15 protein-coding genes are annotated in these 17,071 nt (G+C 73.1%); 12 read left to right on the top strand and 3 right to left on the bottom strand.

From position 1 onward, the window contains the following. Positions 1–75 precede the first annotated feature (75 nt). From ACXJKG_RS03480 to ACXJKG_RS03455, 6 genes are read left to right on the top strand one after another with little or no spacing between them, the layout of a single operon-like run. Positions 76–1,266 carry a cysteine desulfurase family protein gene (locus ACXJKG_RS03480; RefSeq protein WP_456844368.1) on the top strand — a complete coding sequence of 397 codons (1,191 nt, stop codon included), beginning with the start codon at positions 76–78 and terminating at the stop codon, positions 1,264–1,266. Next, a complete protein-coding gene (mnmA, locus tag ACXJKG_RS03475; protein WP_456844367.1) occupies positions 1,266–2,366 on the top strand; it encodes a tRNA 2-thiouridine(34) synthase MnmA in 1,101 nt (366 codons plus the stop codon). Before ACXJKG_RS03480 ends, mnmA begins: the two co-directional genes overlap by 1 nt. Further along, entirely contained in the window at positions 2,363–3,394 is a 1,032-nt protein-coding gene (locus ACXJKG_RS03470; RefSeq protein ID WP_456844366.1) for a hypothetical protein, read from the top strand. The genes mnmA and ACXJKG_RS03470 overlap by 4 nt, the downstream gene beginning before the upstream one ends. 20 nt (positions 3,395–3,414) lie before the next feature. After that, positions 3,415–3,756 carry a hypothetical protein gene (locus ACXJKG_RS03465; protein WP_456844365.1) on the top strand — a complete coding sequence of 114 codons (342 nt, stop codon included), beginning with the start codon at positions 3,415–3,417 and terminating at the stop codon, positions 3,754–3,756. Positions 3,757–3,785: 29 nt separating this feature from the next. Continuing rightward, positions 3,786–5,990 carry an NAD-dependent DNA ligase LigA gene (gene ligA, locus ACXJKG_RS03460; protein WP_456844364.1) on the top strand — a complete coding sequence of 735 codons (2,205 nt, stop codon included), beginning with the start codon at positions 3,786–3,788 and terminating at the stop codon, positions 5,988–5,990. Position 5,991: 1 nt separating this feature from the next. Then, a complete protein-coding gene (locus ACXJKG_RS03455; RefSeq protein ID WP_456844363.1) occupies positions 5,992–7,281 on the top strand; it encodes a GNAT family N-acetyltransferase in 1,290 nt (429 codons plus the stop codon). Between the two features lie 4 nt (positions 7,282–7,285). Here the strand turns inward: ACXJKG_RS03455 and ACXJKG_RS03450 are convergent, their stop codons facing one another. Next, positions 7,286–7,972 (bottom strand): TetR/AcrR family transcriptional regulator, encoded by a 687-nt coding sequence (locus tag ACXJKG_RS03450; protein WP_456844362.1) that lies wholly within the window; start codon positions 7,970–7,972, stop codon positions 7,286–7,288. An 84-nt stretch (positions 7,973–8,056) separates the two neighbouring features. On the opposite strand from ACXJKG_RS03450, the gene ACXJKG_RS03445 reads away from it, so the two are divergent. Continuing rightward, the gene (locus tag ACXJKG_RS03445; RefSeq protein WP_456844361.1) at positions 8,057–8,986 is read left to right on the top strand and encodes an alpha/beta fold hydrolase; all 930 of its coding nucleotides are present in this window, start codon (positions 8,057–8,059) and stop codon (positions 8,984–8,986) included. A gap of 89 nt (positions 8,987–9,075) precedes the next feature. On the opposite strand, the gene ACXJKG_RS03440 is transcribed toward ACXJKG_RS03445, so the two are convergent. Continuing rightward, positions 9,076–9,738, bottom strand: a complete 663-nt coding sequence (locus ACXJKG_RS03440; protein ID WP_456844360.1) for a ThuA domain-containing protein — start codon at positions 9,736–9,738, stop codon at positions 9,076–9,078. 16 nt (positions 9,739–9,754) lie between these two features. Beyond that, on the bottom strand, positions 9,755–10,924 hold the full coding sequence (locus ACXJKG_RS03435; RefSeq protein ID WP_456844359.1) for an ROK family protein: 1,170 nt from the start codon (positions 10,922–10,924) through the stop codon (positions 9,755–9,757). 109 nt (positions 10,925–11,033) lie between these two features. On the opposite strand from ACXJKG_RS03435, the gene ACXJKG_RS03430 reads away from it, so the two are divergent. The 5 genes from ACXJKG_RS03430 to ACXJKG_RS03410 all read left to right on the top strand — a co-directional run bounded on the left by ACXJKG_RS03430 (position 11,034) and on the right by ACXJKG_RS03410 (position 16,961). After that, the gene (locus ACXJKG_RS03430; RefSeq protein ID WP_456844358.1) at positions 11,034–12,548 is read left to right on the top strand and encodes a sugar ABC transporter ATP-binding protein; all 1,515 of its coding nucleotides are present in this window, start codon (positions 11,034–11,036) and stop codon (positions 12,546–12,548) included. Further along, complete coding sequence (locus ACXJKG_RS03425; protein WP_456844357.1) at positions 12,545–13,594, top strand: ABC transporter permease; 1,050 nt, start codon at positions 12,545–12,547, stop codon at positions 13,592–13,594. The genes ACXJKG_RS03430 and ACXJKG_RS03425 overlap by 4 nt, the downstream gene beginning before the upstream one ends. Positions 13,595–13,655: 61 nt before the next feature. Then, positions 13,656–14,711: a substrate-binding domain-containing protein gene (locus ACXJKG_RS03420; protein WP_456844356.1), complete on the top strand. Its 1,056-nt coding sequence runs from the start codon at positions 13,656–13,658 to the stop codon at positions 14,709–14,711. A 100-nt stretch (positions 14,712–14,811) separates the two neighbouring features. Beyond that, complete coding sequence (locus tag ACXJKG_RS03415) at positions 14,812–15,957, top strand: Gfo/Idh/MocA family protein (protein ID WP_456844382.1); 1,146 nt, start codon at positions 14,812–14,814, stop codon at positions 15,955–15,957. Positions 15,958–15,959: 2 nt separating this feature from the next. Continuing rightward, positions 15,960–16,961, top strand: a complete 1,002-nt coding sequence (locus ACXJKG_RS03410) for a sugar phosphate isomerase/epimerase family protein (RefSeq protein ID WP_456844355.1) — start codon at positions 15,960–15,962, stop codon at positions 16,959–16,961. Positions 16,962–17,071 lie beyond the last annotated feature (110 nt).

Raw genomic sequence — 17,071 nt, 5'->3', positions numbered from 1 at the left:
ATGCACCGCCGTATGAGGTCGTCCCACAGGCTGTGCGTCCGAGGTGATGCCGCGCGGTTCGTAGGATGGACCCCGATGAGCGTGTATCTCGACCATGCGGCGACCACGCCCATGATCCCGGAGGCCGCGCGGGTGCTCGCCGAGCAGCTCGCGCACCCCGGCAACCCTTCGTCCCTGCACGCGTCCGGCCGCGCCGCCCGACGCGTGGTCGAGGAGTCCCGCGAGCGGCTCGCGGCTGCCCTGGGTGCGCGGCCGAGCGAGGTCGTCTGGACGTCCGGCGGCACCGAGGCGGACAACCTCGCGGTCAAGGGCCTGTTCTGGGCCCGCCGCACGCAGGACCCGGGCCGGCGACGCCTGCTGGTGTCGGCCGTCGAGCACCACGCGGTCCTGGACCCGGCGTTCTGGATGGCCGAGCACGCGGGCGCGGAGCTGGTGCTGCTGCCGGTCGACGCCGACGGCGTGCTCGAGGTCGACGCCCTGCGCGAGGAGCTCGAGCGCCACGGCGAGCAGGCCGCGCTGATCTCCGTGATGTGGGCGAACAACGAGGTCGGGTCGCTGCAGCCCCTCGACGACGTCGTCGCGCTGGCACGCCGGTTCGGGGTGCCCGTGCACGCCGACGCCGTGCAGGCCGTCGGGCAGGTCCCGGTCGACTTCGGCGCCTCCGGGCTCGACGCCCTCACCGTCAGCGGGCACAAGGTCGGCGGACCGGGTGGCGCGGGTGCGCTGCTGGCCCGGCGCGGGCTCGACCTCACGCCGGTGCTGCACGGCGGTGGGCAGGAGCGCGGGGTGCGGTCCGGCACGCTCGACGCGGCCCTGCTGGCGTCGTTCGGGCTCGCCGTCGACCAGGCCGTGGCCGGTCGGGACGCCTTCGCCGCACGGGTGGGAGCGCTCCGGGACAGCCTCGTGACGGGGGTCGCGTCGGTCGTGCCGGACGCGGTGCTGCGCGGCCCGCGGGACACCTCGCGCCGGCTGCCAGCGAACGCGCACTTCACGTTCCCCGGGTGCGAGGGCGACTCGCTGCTCTACCTGCTCGACTCCGCGGGCATCGAGGCGTCGACGGGGTCGGCGTGCCAGGCGGGCGTCCCGCGGCCCAGCCACGTGCTCCTGGCGATGGGGGTCGACGAGATCGCCGCGCGCGGCGCGCTGCGGTTCAGCCTCGGGCACACCTCGACCGCCGACGACGTCGACGCGCTGCTGGCCGTCCTGCCGGGCGTCGTCGACCGGGCCCGCGCGGCCGGCCTGGCCACCCTCGGGGCGGTGTCCTGATGCGCGTGCTGGCCGCCCTGTCCGGCGGCGTGGACTCCGCGGTCGCCGCCGCGCGCGCGGTCGACGCCGGGCACGACGTCGTCGGCGTGCACATGGCGCTGTCGCGCACGCGGGACCAGTTCCGCACCGGCTCGCGCGGGTGCTGCTCGATCGAGGACGCCGGCGACGCGCKCCGGGCCGCCGACGTGCTGGGCATCCCGTACTACGTGTGGGACCTGTCCGAGCGGTTCGAGGAGACCGTCGTCGCGGACTTCGTCGCCGAGTACGAGGCCGGCCGCACCCCCAACCCGTGCGTGCGGTGCAACGAGCACATCAAGTTCGCCACGCTGCTCGACAAGGCCGTGGCCCTCGGGTTCGACGCGGTCTGCACCGGCCACTACGCGCGCATCGAGACCCGCGCCGACGGCACCCGCGAGCTGCACCGGGCCCGCGACCTGGCCAAGGACCAGTCCTACGTGCTCGCCGTGATGGGTCCGGAGCGGCTCGCGCGGTCGATGTTCCCGCTGGGTGACGTGGTCTCGAAGGAGCAGACGCGTGCCGAGGCGGCCGCCCGCGGGCTCTCCGTCTCCGCCAAGCCCGACTCGTACGACATCTGCTTCGTCGCCGACGGGGACACCCAGGGCTTCCTGCGCGACCGGCTCGGGTCCCAGCCCGGCGAGATCGTCGACGCGGCCGGTGCGGTGCTCGGGCAGCACGACGGCGCGTACGCGTACACCGTCGGGCAGCGCCGCGGCCTGTCCATCGGCCGGCCCGCGGCCGACGGCAAGCCTCGGTACGTGCTCTCGGTCGAGCCGGCCAACAACCGCGTGGTCGTGGGGTCCGCCGACGACCTCGTGGTGCGGACCGTCGAGGCCGACCGGGCCGTCTGGTTCGAGGACCCGGACCGGTCGTTCGCGTGCTCCCTGCAAGTCCGAGCGCACGGCGCCGCCGTCCCCGCCCGGGCAACCCTGCGCGACGGGCTGGTCGAGGTCGCGCTCGAGGACGCCTCGCTGCGGGGCGTCGCGCCCGGGCAGTCGGCGGTCCTCTACGACGGCACGCGTGTGCTCGGGCAGGCCACCGTCACGGCCGCGCGCCGGGCCACGGTCGGCGTCGCCGGGTGAGCGGCGCGCGACCGTCCGTCACAGGAACCGGTCCGTGGCCGGGGCTCGACGTGCTCGAGGCGCAGACCGTCGTCGTCGGCGACCTCGTCGACACCCCGTCGGAGGTGGCCGGCCTGCCGTTCACGGTCCTGCTGGCCGAGCGTGGCCCGTGGGGCGACCGGACCGGGCGTGCCGCGGCGCTGCTGGCGGAGCTGCCCACCGAGCTGGGCCCGCACGGCTGGAAGCTGGCCGACCGACCCAGCCGTGACCTCGCCCGCGCGCAGGCGTACGTGCGCGAGGACGTCGACGCGCTCGCGGTCGCCGGGCACGGGTACGTCGGCCCGTTGGTGGTCCCCGTCCTCGGGCCGATGACGCTCGCGGCCTCCCTCTACCTCTCGCGCGGCGACCGCGTGGTGTCCGACGCCGGCGCCGTCCGCGAGCTCGCCGCGTCGCTGGCTGCGGGCATCGGCGAGCACCTGGCCGCGATCCGCCGCTCCGTGCCGGGCGCGGAGCCGACCGTCCTGCTGCACGAGCCCCTGCTCGCGCAGGTCATGGCCGGCGTCCTGCCGTCGTTCTCCGGGTACTCCGCGCTGCGGTCGGTKCCGGGGCCGGTCGCGGCCGAGCGCATCTCGGCGGTGGCCGCCGGCGTGCGGGCGCTCGAGGGGGCACGCGTCGTGGTGCACGGAGGGACKGCCTGGACGTCCCTGGGCGCGATCCGCGCGGCGGGCGTCGACGGCTTCGCGCTCGCGGTCGACGCGCTCGACGAGCACAGCTGGGAGAAGGTCGCCGAGGTGGTCGAGGGCGGTCTCGCCTTCTGGCCCGAGCTGCCGCCGCAGGCCTCGTCGCAGTGCGCCGGCCCGGACGTCACCGGGCAGGCCGACAGCCTCACCCGGCCGTGGCGGTCCGTCGGGCTGCCGATGGCGGGCCTGCGGGACGTCGTCCTGCTGGCGGGGGACATCACCGGCAAGGGCAGTCCCGACGACGCCCGCGCCGTGCTGGCCGGACTGGTGCGCGCCGCGCGGATCGTCGCGGAACGAGCGGAGGACTGAGGGTGGCTGCACAGCCGAGCGTGAGGCGTTCCCTGGCGCTGCTCGTGGCGTCCGGCGCCGCGATCGTGGGCATGGTCCTGCTCGTCATCTGCTACACCGGCATCGGCGTGACGGCGCTGACGTCGTCGAAGAACGACCCCGACCCGTGCGTGCAGGCCTACGCCGCCGGGACGGACGACGCGAGCGTGCGGTACACGGTCGTCMCGCCGCAGGCCATCTGCACGTGGGACGTGGCGGGGGAGCCGACGGAGGTCGTCGTGGCGTCCGCGTCGCCCGCGCTCTTCGCGGCCGGGGCGGTGCTCGCGGTCGGCGGCGTGCTGGTGTGCGCGGGGCTGCTGATCACGTCGCGCCGTCGCGGGTAGGTGTGGGTGCTCCGCGACATGATGGGTCCGTGAGCAACGAGATCGACGACGACGCCGCCGCCCGCGAGATCCCCGCCGCAGCCCGCCACCGCTGGACCGAGCTGGCCGCCCTCATCGAGGCGGACCAGTTCGCGTACTACCTCCGGGACGCCCCTGTGTCGTCGGACCAGCAGTACGACGAGCGGATGCGCGAGCTGCAGGCCCTCGAGGAGGAGCACCCCGGGCTGCGCACGCCGGACTCGCCGACGCAGCGGGTGGGCGGCACGTTCTCCACGGAGTTCGCCTCCGTCGAGCACGTCGAGCGGATGCTCTCGCTGGACAACGCGTTCTCCGACGAGGACATCGACACCTGGGCCGGGCGCCTGCACCGGGACCTCGAGTCCGACGCCACCCTGCACTACCTGTGCGAGCTCAAGATCGACGGGCTGGCCATCGCGCTGCTGTACGAGAACGGCCGGCTGGTGCGCGCCGCGACCCGCGGCGACGGGCGGACCGGCGAGGACGTCACGCTGAACGTCCGGACGATCTCGACCATCCCGGCCGTGCTGGGCGGCGACCCGGCCACCCACCCCGAGCGCATCGAGATCCGCGGCGAGGTGTTCCTGCCGGTCGCCGCGTTCGCCGAGCTCAACGCGGCGCAGGTCGAGGCGGCCAAGAGCCCCTTCGCCAACCCGCGCAACGCGGCGGCGGGCTCGCTGCGGCAGAAGGACCCGCGGGTGACCGCGTCGCGGGACCTGCGGATGTACGCGCACGGCATCGGCGCCCTGGTGTGGGGTGCGGGCCGCGGCACGGGGATCGAGCGGCAGTCGCAGGTGTACGACCTGCTGGCGTCGTGGGGCGTGCCGGTCTCCGGGCACACGCGGATCGTCGAGGGGCTGGACGGCGTGCGGGAGATGATCGCCTACTACGGCGAGCACCGGCACGACGTCGAGCACGAGATCGACGGCATCGTGATGAAGGTCGACGAGATCGCGCTGCAGCGCCGGCTCGGCTCGACCAGCCGGGCGCCGCGGTGGGCGGTCGCGTACAAGTACCCACCCGAGGAGGTGAACACCAAGCTCCTCGACATCCGCGTCAACGTCGGGCGCACCGGGCGAGTGACGCCGTTCGGCGTGATGGAGCCGGTGTTCGTGTCGGGGTCGACGGTCGAGATGGCGACGCTGCACAACGCGAGCGAGGTGGCGCGCAAGGGCGTGCTCATCGGCGACACCGTGGTGCTGCGCAAGGCCGGCGACGTGATCCCCGAGATCGTCGGGCCGGTCGTGGACCTGCGCGACGGCACCGAGCACGCGTTCGTCATGCCGACCGAGTGCCCGTCGTGCGGCACGCCGCTGGCGCCGGCCAAGGAGGGCGACGTCGACATCCGCTGCCCCAACCAGCGGTCCTGCCCGTCCCAGCTGCGCGAGCGGCTGTTCCACGTCGCGTCCCGCGGGGCGTTCGACATCGAGGCGCTCGGCTGGGAGGCGGCCAGCGCGCTGCTCACCGCGGGCGTGGTCACCGACGAGGGCGATCTCTTCGCGTTGGATGCCGAGGCGCTGCGCAAGGTGCCGCTGTTCACGCTCTCCACCAGCTCGAAGGTCGGCGGCGTCGTCCGCGAGGCCGGGGACCTGAACGCCACGGGCACGGCCCTGCTGGGCAACCTGGAGAAGGCCAAGCAGACGGCACTCTGGCGCGTGATCGTCGCGCTGTCGATCCGGCACGTCGGGCCGACCGCCGCCCGGGCGCTGGCGCAGCACTTCGCGTCGATCCCGACGATCGCCACGGCCACCGAGGAGGAGATCGGCGCGGCCGAGGGGGTCGGGCCGACCATCGCGGCCGCCGTCGTGGCCTGGTTCGAGCAGCCGGGCGAGGACGACAAGTGGCACGCGGCGATCGTCGAGAAGTGGGCCGCGGCCGGGGTGCGGATGACCGAGGAGCGCGACGAGTCCGCGCCGCGCACGCTCGAGGGGCTGACGGTCGTGGTCACCGGTGGGCTGGAGCGGTTCAGCCGCGACGGCGCCAAGGAGGCGATCCTGGCCCGCGGCGGCAAGTCGGCGGGCAGCGTCTCGAAGAAGACGGACTACGTGGTCGTCGGGGAGAACGCCGGGTCCAAGGAGGCCAGGGCGCGCGAGCTCGGGCTGCGCATCCTGGACGAGGCCGGGTTCGAGGCCCTGCTGGCGCAGGGGCCGTCAGGCGTCGGGGACAGCCCGTCAGGCGTCGGGGACAGCCCGTCCGGCGACGCCGAGGAGGGCTGACGTGAGCAGCGCGGTGGTCCGGGTGGCCCGTGGCGGTCACGTCGCCGACGCCGGTGCACTGACCGCGGAGGCCTACCTGGCGGACCGGCTGGTCGACGCGACCGACTCGTACGCGGACGAGCTGCGCGACGCCGAGCGGCGCTCGCGCGAGGCGACGCTGCTGGTCGCGCTGCTGCCCCCGGGCGAGGGCGACGGCGGGGACGCCGAGCCCGACGACCTCGTCGTGGTCGGCACGGTGACTCTCGCGCCGTACGGCACGTCGTACGCGGAGATCGCTGAGCCGGGCGAGCTCGAGATCCGGATGCTCGCGGTGGCACCCGAGGCGCGTCGTCGGGGGATCGCCGAGCTGCTGGTGTCCGCGGCGCTGCGCGAGGCGGTCGCGAGCGGCGCGAGGCGCGTGGTGCTCTCGACGCTCGACTCGATGCAGGCCGCCCAGCGGCTGTACAAGCGGCTGGGGTTCGTCGCGGTCCCCGAGCGGGACTGGGGGCACGTCGAGGTGCACCTGCGCGTGCACACCTGGACGCCGCCGGACGCGCCGGGCGCGCTGGTGGAGTCCGCGACCTGGCCGCCGGCGCGGGTGGTCGACGTGGACGGGTGGCGGGTCGGGTTGTCGGGTGGCCTGACCCGGCGGGCGAACAGCGTCCTGCCGCTCGGCTCCCCGCCGGACCTCGGCGCGGCGCTCGACCGGGTCGAGGCGCTGTACGCGGAGGCGGGGCAGCCGTCGATCGTGCGGGTGTGCCGGGCGGCGACACCGGCGCTGGACGACCTGCTCGAGTCGCGCGGGTACGCCACGGTGGCGCGAACCGACGTCCTGGTCCGGGAGATCGACGAGTCCGGGCGCCCGCCGGCCCGGCGCCCCGACGGCGTGCGGATGTCGGTGGCCGACACGCCCGACGAGCCGTGGCTGAGGGCCTGGTCGGCGTCGAAGTCCCGGCTGGGGGACCCGGACGACGGTGACGACGCGGCAGCTGTCCGACTGGCGCGCACGGTCCTGGTGGGGTCTCCGGCGATCTACCTGACGGCTACCGACCCGACGGGCCCGGTCGGTGTGATCCGGGCGGCTTTCGCCGAGGACTGGGTCGCCCTCTCGTGCCTCGTGGTCCACCCGGTCGCGCGGCGTCGCGGGCTGGGCATGGCGCTCACGCTCCGCGCGCTCGACGAGGGCGCGCAGCGCGGGGCGCGGCGCGCGTTCCTGCAGGTCGAGGCCGACAACACGGCGGCGGCCGCCCTGTACACCGGCCTCGGGTTCCAGCCTGCGGAGCGGTACGTCTACCGGCAGAGCCGCGGGTAGCAGGTCACCCCACGAGCAGACCGAGCAGGAGTCGGGTGAGCACACGCTCGGCCTGGTCCTCGTCCGCGGCGGTCGGCGGGGGCGCCAGGGCGGCGGCGAGGTGCGGGTGGGCACCACCTCGGGTGACGGCCGCCAGGTGCTGGGCGGCGGCGAGCTGTCGGCGCCGGTCCGCCGGGTCGAGGCTTCGCTGCTCGATCTGCGTCCGGGCGAGGAGCCGGACGACCGCGCTGAAGACGCCGATGGCCTCGAGCTTGCGGTGCCCGTCGACGTCGACGTCGCGCAGCGCGGCGAGCGCGTGCTCCAGGTACTCGACCGAGCGTGGGCCGAGGTCGATCGTCATCGGGACGTCCGTGAGCCAGGGGTGCCGGAGGTATACGGCGTTGCTCTCCCGAGCGAGCACGAGCAGGTCGGCGAGCCAGTCGGAGCCGTCGAGCCCGCGGTAGTCGATCTCGCCGTTGACTTGGTCGACCATGAGCTCCACCAGCTCGTCGCGTGACTGCACGTAGCGGTAGAGAGACGCCGAGCCGCCACCGAGCTGCTGGGCGACGGAGCGCATGGTCACGGCCGCCAGCCCGAGGTCGTCCGCCAGCCGGATCGAGGCCGCGGCGATGCTGTCCCGGGTGTGCTCCGGGGCCCGCCCGCGACTCCCACGCTCGGGACGCAACCAGATGCTCGTCTGCTCGTTCTCCACCCGCACACCCTCTCTCACGGCCACCGGCACATCCTGGGGGGTAGAATAGCGAACACTGATCGCAATTACGCTTGGAGTGTCACGATGACCGACCGACCCCGCACCGGCGAGAGCGCCTGGACGCCCACGAAGCACGCCCGGAACGGCTCGGTCGACATCGCCTTCGATCGCCTCGCCGGTTCGGAGGGGATGCCCCTGCTGCTGGTCATGGGTCTGGGCACGTCGCGGTTCTGGTGGCCGACGGGCCTGTGCGAGGCGTTCGCGGCGGAGGGCTTCGCGGTCGCCCGCTATGACCAGCGAGACGCGGGCGAGTCGTCCCGGATGCCCGACGTCGCCGGCTCGAACCCCTTCGCGGCGCTCTTCGGCAAGAAGGGCGATGCGTACACGGCGGAGGACATGGTCGACGACGCTGTCGCGGTGCTCGACGAGCTGGGCTGGCCGGCGGCGCACGTCTTCGGCCACTCCTTGGGTGGCGCGGTCGCGCAGCGCATCGCCCTGCGCCATCCCGACCGCGTCCGGTCCGTCGTCTCCTCCGCCGCGCTGCCGAGCGACGTGTCCGGTCTCGGTGTCGTGCGCTACCTGCGCGTCGGTCTGCTGGCGAAGCTCGCGCGGACCACGTTTCCCGAGGGGCGCGACGGTGACCTCCAGGCGAGCCTCGCCGTGGCGCGGGGGGTGGCGTCGCCCGCATACCCGTTCGACGAGGACGCCGCGCGGGAGTGGATCGAGCGGGAGGTCGACAGCGGGCCGCGGGACTCCAAGGCGCAGAGCCGCCAGATCGGCGCCCAGTGGCACGGCCCGCGACTGCGCGACCTGCGCGCGCCCGCACTGGTGCTCCACGGCGAGCAGGACCCCATCCTGCGGGTGAGCGCAGCGCGGGCGACCGCGCGGTCGGTCGATGGTGGGCGGCTGGTCACGTTCCCCGGCGTCGGGCACGACCTGCCCGCTCCGCTGTGGGCGACGGTCGCGCGCGAGGTGGGCGACCTGGCGAGGCGTGCCGAGGCCGGGGCCGCGTGACGGACCCGGCCGGCGGGCCGTGCCCGCGGCGACGAGCGTGCCGGGCACGGACACGTCCTGCTCGCCCGGCGCGGCCTCACGCCCGAGCCCTAGGGCTCGCGGCTCGCCCAGAGCAGGCCGCGCTCGATGATCGTGCGGACCGCGGGGATCTCGAGGTCGGCCAGCTGGTGGCCGGGCGCGCAGACGAAGACGCGGCCGGCACCCCAGCGGCGCGTCCAGACGGCCGGCGACGTGACGGGGGCGTGCCACGGGTCGTCGGGACCCGGGGTGATCGTGGTCGTGGCCAGCACGTCGTTCAGCGGGTCGGTCAGCAGCCAGTACTGCTCGGAGCGCAGCCTGAAGTCGTGCACGCCCTCGACGATCGGGTGGTGGCCGGTCACGTTGATCGTGTGCTCGACCAGGGGGCCGCCGGGGTGCGCCGCGAACTGGGCGCCTACCAGCTGCAGGTAGTCGGTGGCGATCCGGAACGAGTCGACGATCCCGCCGTGCCAGCCCGCGAACCCGGTGCCGGCGGCGACGGCGGTGCGCAGGCCGCGCAGCTCGTCGGCCAGGATGTCGCCCATGGTCCAGCACTGGACCACCAGGTCGGTGGCGGCCATGAGGTCGGTGTCGGCGTAGACCTCGAGCGACCCCTCGACGACGACGTCGAAGTCGTGCTCGCGCAGGAACGGGACGAAGAGCTCGGCCGCCTCCTCGGGGGCGTGCMCGTCCCACCCGCCACGGACGACGAGAGCTCGGCGTTGCTGGGTCACGCGATCCTCCGGGAGGTCAGGCGATGAGTGCGTCGATGGCGACGGCGGACAGGACGTGCTCGGAGGCCATGGCCGAGGCGCCGAGCACGCCGGCGCGGCCCTTGGTGCGGGACGCGACGATGCGCAGGTGCTGCGTGGCCAGCGGCAGGGAGCGCCGGTAGACCACCTCGCGGATCCCGGCGAGCAGGTGCTCGCCGGCMTCGGCGACGACGCCGCCGATGACGATGACCGACGGGTTGAGCATGCTCACGCACGCGGCGAGCACCTCGCCGATGTGCCGGCCGGCCTCCCGCACCTCGCGGCTGGCGTCGAGATCGCCCGCGCGGACCAGCGCGACGACGTCGGCGCTGGTGGTGGCGTTGGACAGGGCGCTTGCGATGGCCGGGCCGCTGGCCACGGCCTCGAGGCAGCCGGTGTTCCCGCAGCGGCACGGCAGGTCGAGGCCGCCGGGCACCGCGATGTGCCCGAGGTCGCCGGCCGCGCCCTGGGCGCCGCGGCGGATCTGACCGTCGGAGATGATCCCGGCGCCGATGCCGGTGGCCACCTTGACGAAGAGCAGGTGGTCGACCTCGGGCCACTGCGAGGTGTGCTCGCCGAGGGCCATCACGTTGACGTCGTTGTCCACGAGCACCGGGACGCGGAGCTTGCGGGCGAGGAGCCCGGGCACGTCGGCGTCGTCCCAGCCCGGCATGATCGGCGGGTTGATCGGCCGCCCGGTGGAGTGCTCGACCGGTCCGGGCAGGCCGACGCCGACGCTGACCAGATCGCTGATCGGCCGACCCGCGGTGCCGAGCAGAGCCAGCCCGAGCTCGACCACGCGGTCCAGGACCGGGCCGGGGCCCTCGGAGATCGCGATGGGCTCGTGGTGCTCGGCCAGGACGGTGCCGACGAGGTCGGTGAGCGCGAGCCGGGAGTGGGTGGCGCCGAGRTCGACCGCSAGCACGACGCGGGCCGCCGGGTTGAACGCGAAGGTCGCTGGTGGGCGACCGCCGGTGGAGCTGGCCTCGCCCGCCGGCGCGACGAGGCCCGACGACAGCAGGAGGTCGACACGGGCGGCGATCGTGGAACGCGCTTGCCCGGTGAGGGTGGCCAGGTCGGACCGGGTCCGGGGCTGCCCGTCCCGCAGGAGCTGGAACATCTCCCCAGCGCCCGTCGGCTTGGGGGCGAACTTGAGGAGCTCGTCCATGCGCACAGTGAACCATTCCGCCTTGTGTAGGTCACGTTCACGTAACCATGACACATCAGTGGCGACTTTTGCTTGACGAACGACAGAAGTGGGTTCTACGTTCTCGCCCATGGTCAACGAGGACCCGCCGCTGCTGCAGATGCGCGGCATCGTGAAGCAGTTCCCGGGAGCCCGGGCGCTGGACGGCGTCGACCTGGAGATCCGGGCCGGCGAGGTCCACTGCCTGCTCGGCCAGAACGGCGCGGGCAAGTCGACGCTGATCAAGGTGCTGGCCGGCGCCCACCAGCCCGACGAGGGCGAGATCCTGCTCGACGGCCGCCCGGTCACCATCGCCCACCCGGTGGCGGGGCTGAAGCTCGGCGTCGCGACGATGTACCAGGAGCTCGACGTCGTCGACGGGCTGTCCGTCGCGGAGAACATCTACCTCGGCCACGAGCTGGCCACCGCCGGCTTCTCGCAGCGCCGCGCGGCCMCGGCCCGGACCCGCGCGCTGCTCAAGCGCCTCGGCCACCCCGACATCTCGCCGCACCGTGAGGTCGGGCGTCTGTCCGCCGCCGGCAAGCAGATCGTCAGCATGGCCCGCGCCCTGTCGCACGACGCCCGCGTGATCGTCATGGACGAGCCGTCGGCCGTGCTCGACGCGGAGGAGGTCACCAACCTCTTCCGCGTGGTCCGCGAGCTCACCGCGTCCGGCGTCGCGGTCGTCTACATCTCCCACCGCCTGGACGAGATCCGCCAGATCGGCGACCGGATCACCGTCCTCAAGGACGGGCGGACCGTCGCGACGGGCCTCCCGGCGGCGCAGACGCCGACCGCGGAGCTGATCAAGCTGATGACCGGCCGCAACGTCGAGTACGCCATCGCGCCGCGCCCCCCGGTCGCCGAGGACGCCGCCACGGTGCTGAGCGTCGACGGCCTCGCGCTGCGCGGGGCGTTCAGCGACGTGTCGTTCGAGGTGCGCGCGGGCGAGGTCGTGGGCCTCGCGGGGCTCGTCGGCTCCGGCCGCACCGAGATCCTCGAGACCGTGTTCGGCGCCCGTCGCGCCACCGCCGGCACCGTCTCGGTGGGGGACCGCCGCCTGCGGGCCGGCTCGGTCAGCGATGCGGTGAAGGCCRGCATCGGGTTGTGCCCCGAGGAGCGCAAGAGCCAGGGCCTCATCCTCGACGAGCCGGTCTACCGCAACATCACGCTCTCGACCTTCACGCGCAACTCCACGGCGTCGTTCCTCGACGAGGGCGCCGAGCGCCGCGTCGCCAAGGAGCAGATCCACGCCCTGGACGTGCGACCGACCGACCCGGACCGCAGCGCGCGCACCCTGTCGGGCGGCAACCAGCAGAAGGTCCTGCTGGCCCGCTGGCTGGTGCACGGCTGCCGGGTGCTCCTGCTCGACGAGCCCACGCGCGGCGTCGACGTCGGCGCCCGCGCGGAGATCTACGCCCTGATCGCCGACCTGGCCGCCCTGGGTGCGGCCGTGGTGGTGGTGTCCAGCGAGATCCCGGAGGTGCTCGGCCTGGCCGACCGCGTCCTGGTCATCTCCGAAGGGCGCGTGGTCCACGAGGGACCGGCGTCCGGCATCGACGAGCACCGCGTGCTCGACCTCGTCATGGAAGGAAGTGCCGCGTGAGCGAGCAGGACATCACGGCAGCCGTGCCGGCCGCCGACGAGAGCTCCCGGGTCGAGAACGTCTCCTCGACCACGACGCGGGGCGGCCTCCTCTCGGGCGCCGCGGGTCGCAACCTCGGTCTGGTGATCGCTTTGGTCGCGATCTGCGTGTTCGGGGTGATCACCGCGGGGGAGCGGTTCGCGAGCATCGACAACCTGCTGACGATCCTGCGGCTCGCGGCGGTGCTCGGCGTGATCAGCATCGGGATGACGTTCGTCATCACGGGCGGTGGCATCGACCTCTCCGTCGGCTCGGTGATCGGCCTCGCCTCGGTCTGGGCGTCCACGCTGGCCACGCAGACCATGGCGCAGAACTCGCACTGGATCGTCATGGTCGGGTGCGCGCTCCTGGTCGGCCTGGGCGCGGGGCTCGTCAACGGCGTGCTCATCGCCTACGGCAAGGTCGTCGCGTTCATCGCGACGCTCGCCATGCTCGTCGGCGCGCGCGGGTTGGCGGAGATCATCGCCAACCGCCAGACGCAGGTGGTCAAGGTCCAGGGGTTCCTCGACTTCTTCCGCGACGACTTCCTCGGCATCCCGATGCTGGTCTGGATCTTCGTGGTCGTCGCGGTCGCCGGCTGGATCGTGCTCAACCGGACCACCTTCGGGCGCCGCACCATCGCCGTCGGCGGCAATCCCGAGGCCGCCCGGCTCGCGGGCATCAAGGTGAAGCGCCACACGATGTACCTGTACGCCCTGTGCGGTCTGACCGCGGGCATCGGCGGCCTGATGATGCTCGGCCGCACGACGGCCGGCAGCTCGACCAACGGCCAGTTCTACGAGCTCGACGCCATCGCCGCCGTGGTCGTCGGCGGCACCCTGCTCATCGGCGGCCGCGGCACGATCGTCGGCACCGTCCTGGGCGTCCTGATCTTCACCACGCTCACCAACGTGTTCACGCAGAACAACCTGTCCATCTCGGCGCAGAACATCGCCAAGGGCGTGATCATCGTCGTCGCCGTGCTGCTCCAGCAGCGCATCGCCGAGCGCAGCCGCGCCGGAACCTGACCCCACCACCCGCTCAGCTGTGCCCATCTCAGTCATGCCCGTTCGATCAAGGAGGATCGTCATGTCCGCAGCACCACTGCGCCGGCGTTGGCTCGCTCTGGCCGGTACCACCGCAGCCCTCGCGCTCGTCGTCACCGGCTGCACGTCCAACACCCCTGAGGACACCAGCACGGACGCCGCTGCACCTCCCGCCGCTGCCGCCACGGGCAACGACGAGCCCGGCGACAAGGTCGTCATCGGCTTCTCCGCGCCGGCCGCCGACCACGGGTGGATGGGCTCGATCACGAAGTCGGCCGTCGACGAGGCCGCCAAGTACTCGGACGTGGAGCTGGTCCAGGCCGAGGGCACGAACGACGTGAACGTGCAGATCAGCCAGATCGAGCAGTTCATCAACGACAAGGTCGACGCCATCGTGCTGCTGCCGTTCGACGGCGCGGCGCTCACCGAGGTCGCGACGAAGGCGATGGACGCCGGGATCGTCGTCATCAACGTCGACCGCGAGTTCGACAGCCCGAACGCGGCCCGCACGACCGTGCTCGGCGACAACTACGGCATGGGCGTCAGCGCCGGCGCGTACATCTGCGGCGAGCTGGGCGGCAAGCCCGACGCCAAGGTCGCCGAGATCGCCGGCATCGACTCCCTGCCCCTGACGCAGGACCGCAGCCGCGGCTTCAAGGACGCGCTCGCCGAGTGCGGCCTGAAGGTCAGCAACCGCGTGGCGGCGGACTTCACGGTCCAGGGCGGCGAGGCCGCCGCGGCCAACCTGCTGCAGGCCGCGCCGCAGCTCGACGCCATCTGGAACCACGACGACGACCAGGGCGTCGGCGTCCTGGCCGCCATCGACAACGCGGGTCGCGACGAGTTCTTCATGGTCGGCGGCGCCGGCTCGAAGAACGTCATGGAGGCCATCAAGGCCGACAACACGGTGCTCAAGGCGACGGTCATCTACCCGTCGACGCAGGCCGCCGACGGCATCAAGCTGGCCCGCCTGCTGGTGCAGGGCAAGTCGATGAGCGACCTGGTCGAGGTCGAGGTGCCCCGCAAGGTCCAGCTGTACGCGCCCGTCGTCACGAAGGACAACGTCGACCAGTACCTGCCGACGGCCTTCGAGTCCTGAGCCAGCCTGACCGAGCCGGGCGGGTCCCTCTCCGCAGGGGGCCCGCCCGGCGTCAGAAGGAGGAGCCGTGACAGCAGCACCCCCGCGCCTGGGCGTGGGCATGATCGGGTACGCGTTCATGGGGATCGCGCACTCGCAGGCCTGGCGCAACGCCCCCCGGTTCTTCGACCTGCCGATGCGCCCCGACATGACGGTCGTCGCCGGCCGGAATCGCCAGGGCGTCGAGGCTGCCGCCGCCAAGCTCGGCTGGTCGAGCACGGAGACGGACTGGAAGGCAGTCGTCTCCCGCGACGACGTCGACCTGGTCGACATCTGCACGCCGGGCGACACCCACGCCGAGATCGCGATCGCCGCGCTCGCCGCGGGAAAGCACGTGCTGTGCGAGAAGCCGCTGGCCAACTCCGTCGAGGAGGCCGAGGCGATGGTGCGCGCGGCCGAGGCCAGCGAGGGCCTGGCGATGGTGGGCTTCACCTACCGCCGCGTGCCCGCGATCCAGCTGGCCCGCACGCTCGTCGCCGACGGCCGCATCGGCACCGTCCGGCACGTGCGCGCGCAGTACCTGCAGGACTGGATCGCGGACCCGCAGGCGCCGCTGTCCTGGCGGCTGGACAAGCAGAAGGCCGGGTCCGGTGCGCTCGGGGACATCGGCGCGCACATCATCGACCTCGCCCAGTTCGTCACGGGAGAGTCGGTCACGGGCGTGTCCGCGGTGCTGGAGACGTTCGTCAGGGAGCGGCCGGTCGCCGAGTCGTTCGGTGGACTGCACGGCACCTCGTCGAGCACCGAGACAGGACCGGTGACGGTGGACGACGCCGCGATCTTCCTGGGCCGGATGTCCGGCGGAGGACTGGCGACGTTCGAGGCCACCCGGTTCGCGTGGGGCCGCAAGAACGCCATCCGGCTCGAGATCAACGGGTCGGCCGGCTCGCTGGCGTTCGACTTCGAGGACATGAACGTCCTGCACTTCTTCGACGCGTCGGACCCGGCGGCCGTCGCGGGCTTCCGGCGGATCGTCGTCACCGAGCCCGAGCACGCCTACGTGGCAGCCTGGTGGCCGGCGGGCCACGGGCTCGGGTACGAGCACGCCTTCACGCACCAGGCGGTGGACCTCGTCACCGCGATCGCGTCGCGACGTCAGCCGGAGCCGAGCTTCGCCGACGGGCTCGTGGTGCAGCGCGTGCTGGACGCCGTCGAGCGGTCGGCCGCCGACGACAGCAGGTGGACCTCTGTGACCAAGGAGAGCTGACGATGACCCGACCGATCACCCTGTTCACCGGGCAGTGGGCCGACCTGCCGTTCGAGGAGGTGGCGCGCCTGGCGTCCGGCTGGGGCTACGACGGGCTCGAGATCGCCTGCTGGGGCGACCACCTGGACCCCTGGCGCTGGGACGACGAGGAGTACGTCGCCGGCCGGCTCGCGATCCTCGAGAAGTACGGCCTCAAGGTCTGGGCGATCTCCAACCACCTCAAGGGCCAGGCCGTCTGCGACGACCCGATCGACCAGCGGCACCGCGACATCCTGCCCGACGTCGTGTGGGGCGACGGCGACCCCGAGGGCGTCCGGCAGCGGGCCGCCGAGGAGATGAAGCACACGGCCCGGCTGGCCGCGAAGCTCGGCGTCAAGACGGTCGTCGGCTTCACGGGGTCGAGCATCTGGAAGTACGTCGCGATGTTCCCGCCGGTCTCGCAGGAGGCCGTCGACGCGGGTTACCAGGACTTCGCCGACCGCTGGAACCCGATCCTCGACGTGTTCGACGAGGTGGGCGTCCGGTTCGCGCACGAGGTGCATCCCAGCGAGATCGCGTACGACTACTGGACCTGCGTGCGCACGCTCGAGGCCATCGGCCACCGGGAGGCGTTCGGGCTCAACTGGGACCCGAGCCACTTCATCTGGCAGCAGCTGGACCCGGTCGACTTCATCCTCGAGTTCGCGGACCGGATCTACCACGTGGACTGCAAGGACGTGAAGCTCCGGCTGGGCAACGGCCGCAACGGGCGGCTCGGCTCGCACCTCGCGTGGGCCGACCTGCGACGGGGCTGGGACTTCGTCTCGACCGGCCGCGGCGACGTGCCGTGGGAGGCCTCGTTCCGGGCGCTGAACAGCATCGGGTACGACGGGCCGATCTCCGTGGAGTGGGAGGACGCGGGGATGGACCGGCTGCTCGGCGCGCCCGAGGCGCTGGAGTTCGTGAAGCGCAACGCGTTCGACCCGCCGGCTGCGGCGTTCGACGCGGCGTTCAGCTCGCGGTAACGCGTGGGGCAGGTGGGGCAGGTGTGCACTCTCACAGAAATTTCGTGCAAAACCGGCTGAACTATCGATAGTCGGGCAGCATGCGAGGATGAACGGTCCTCTCACCGTCC

The organism is Cellulomonas sp. P5_C6 (assembly GCF_054049635.1).
Note: the sequence above shows the minus strand (reverse complement) of the source record. Positions and strands in the feature narration are given on the sequence as shown.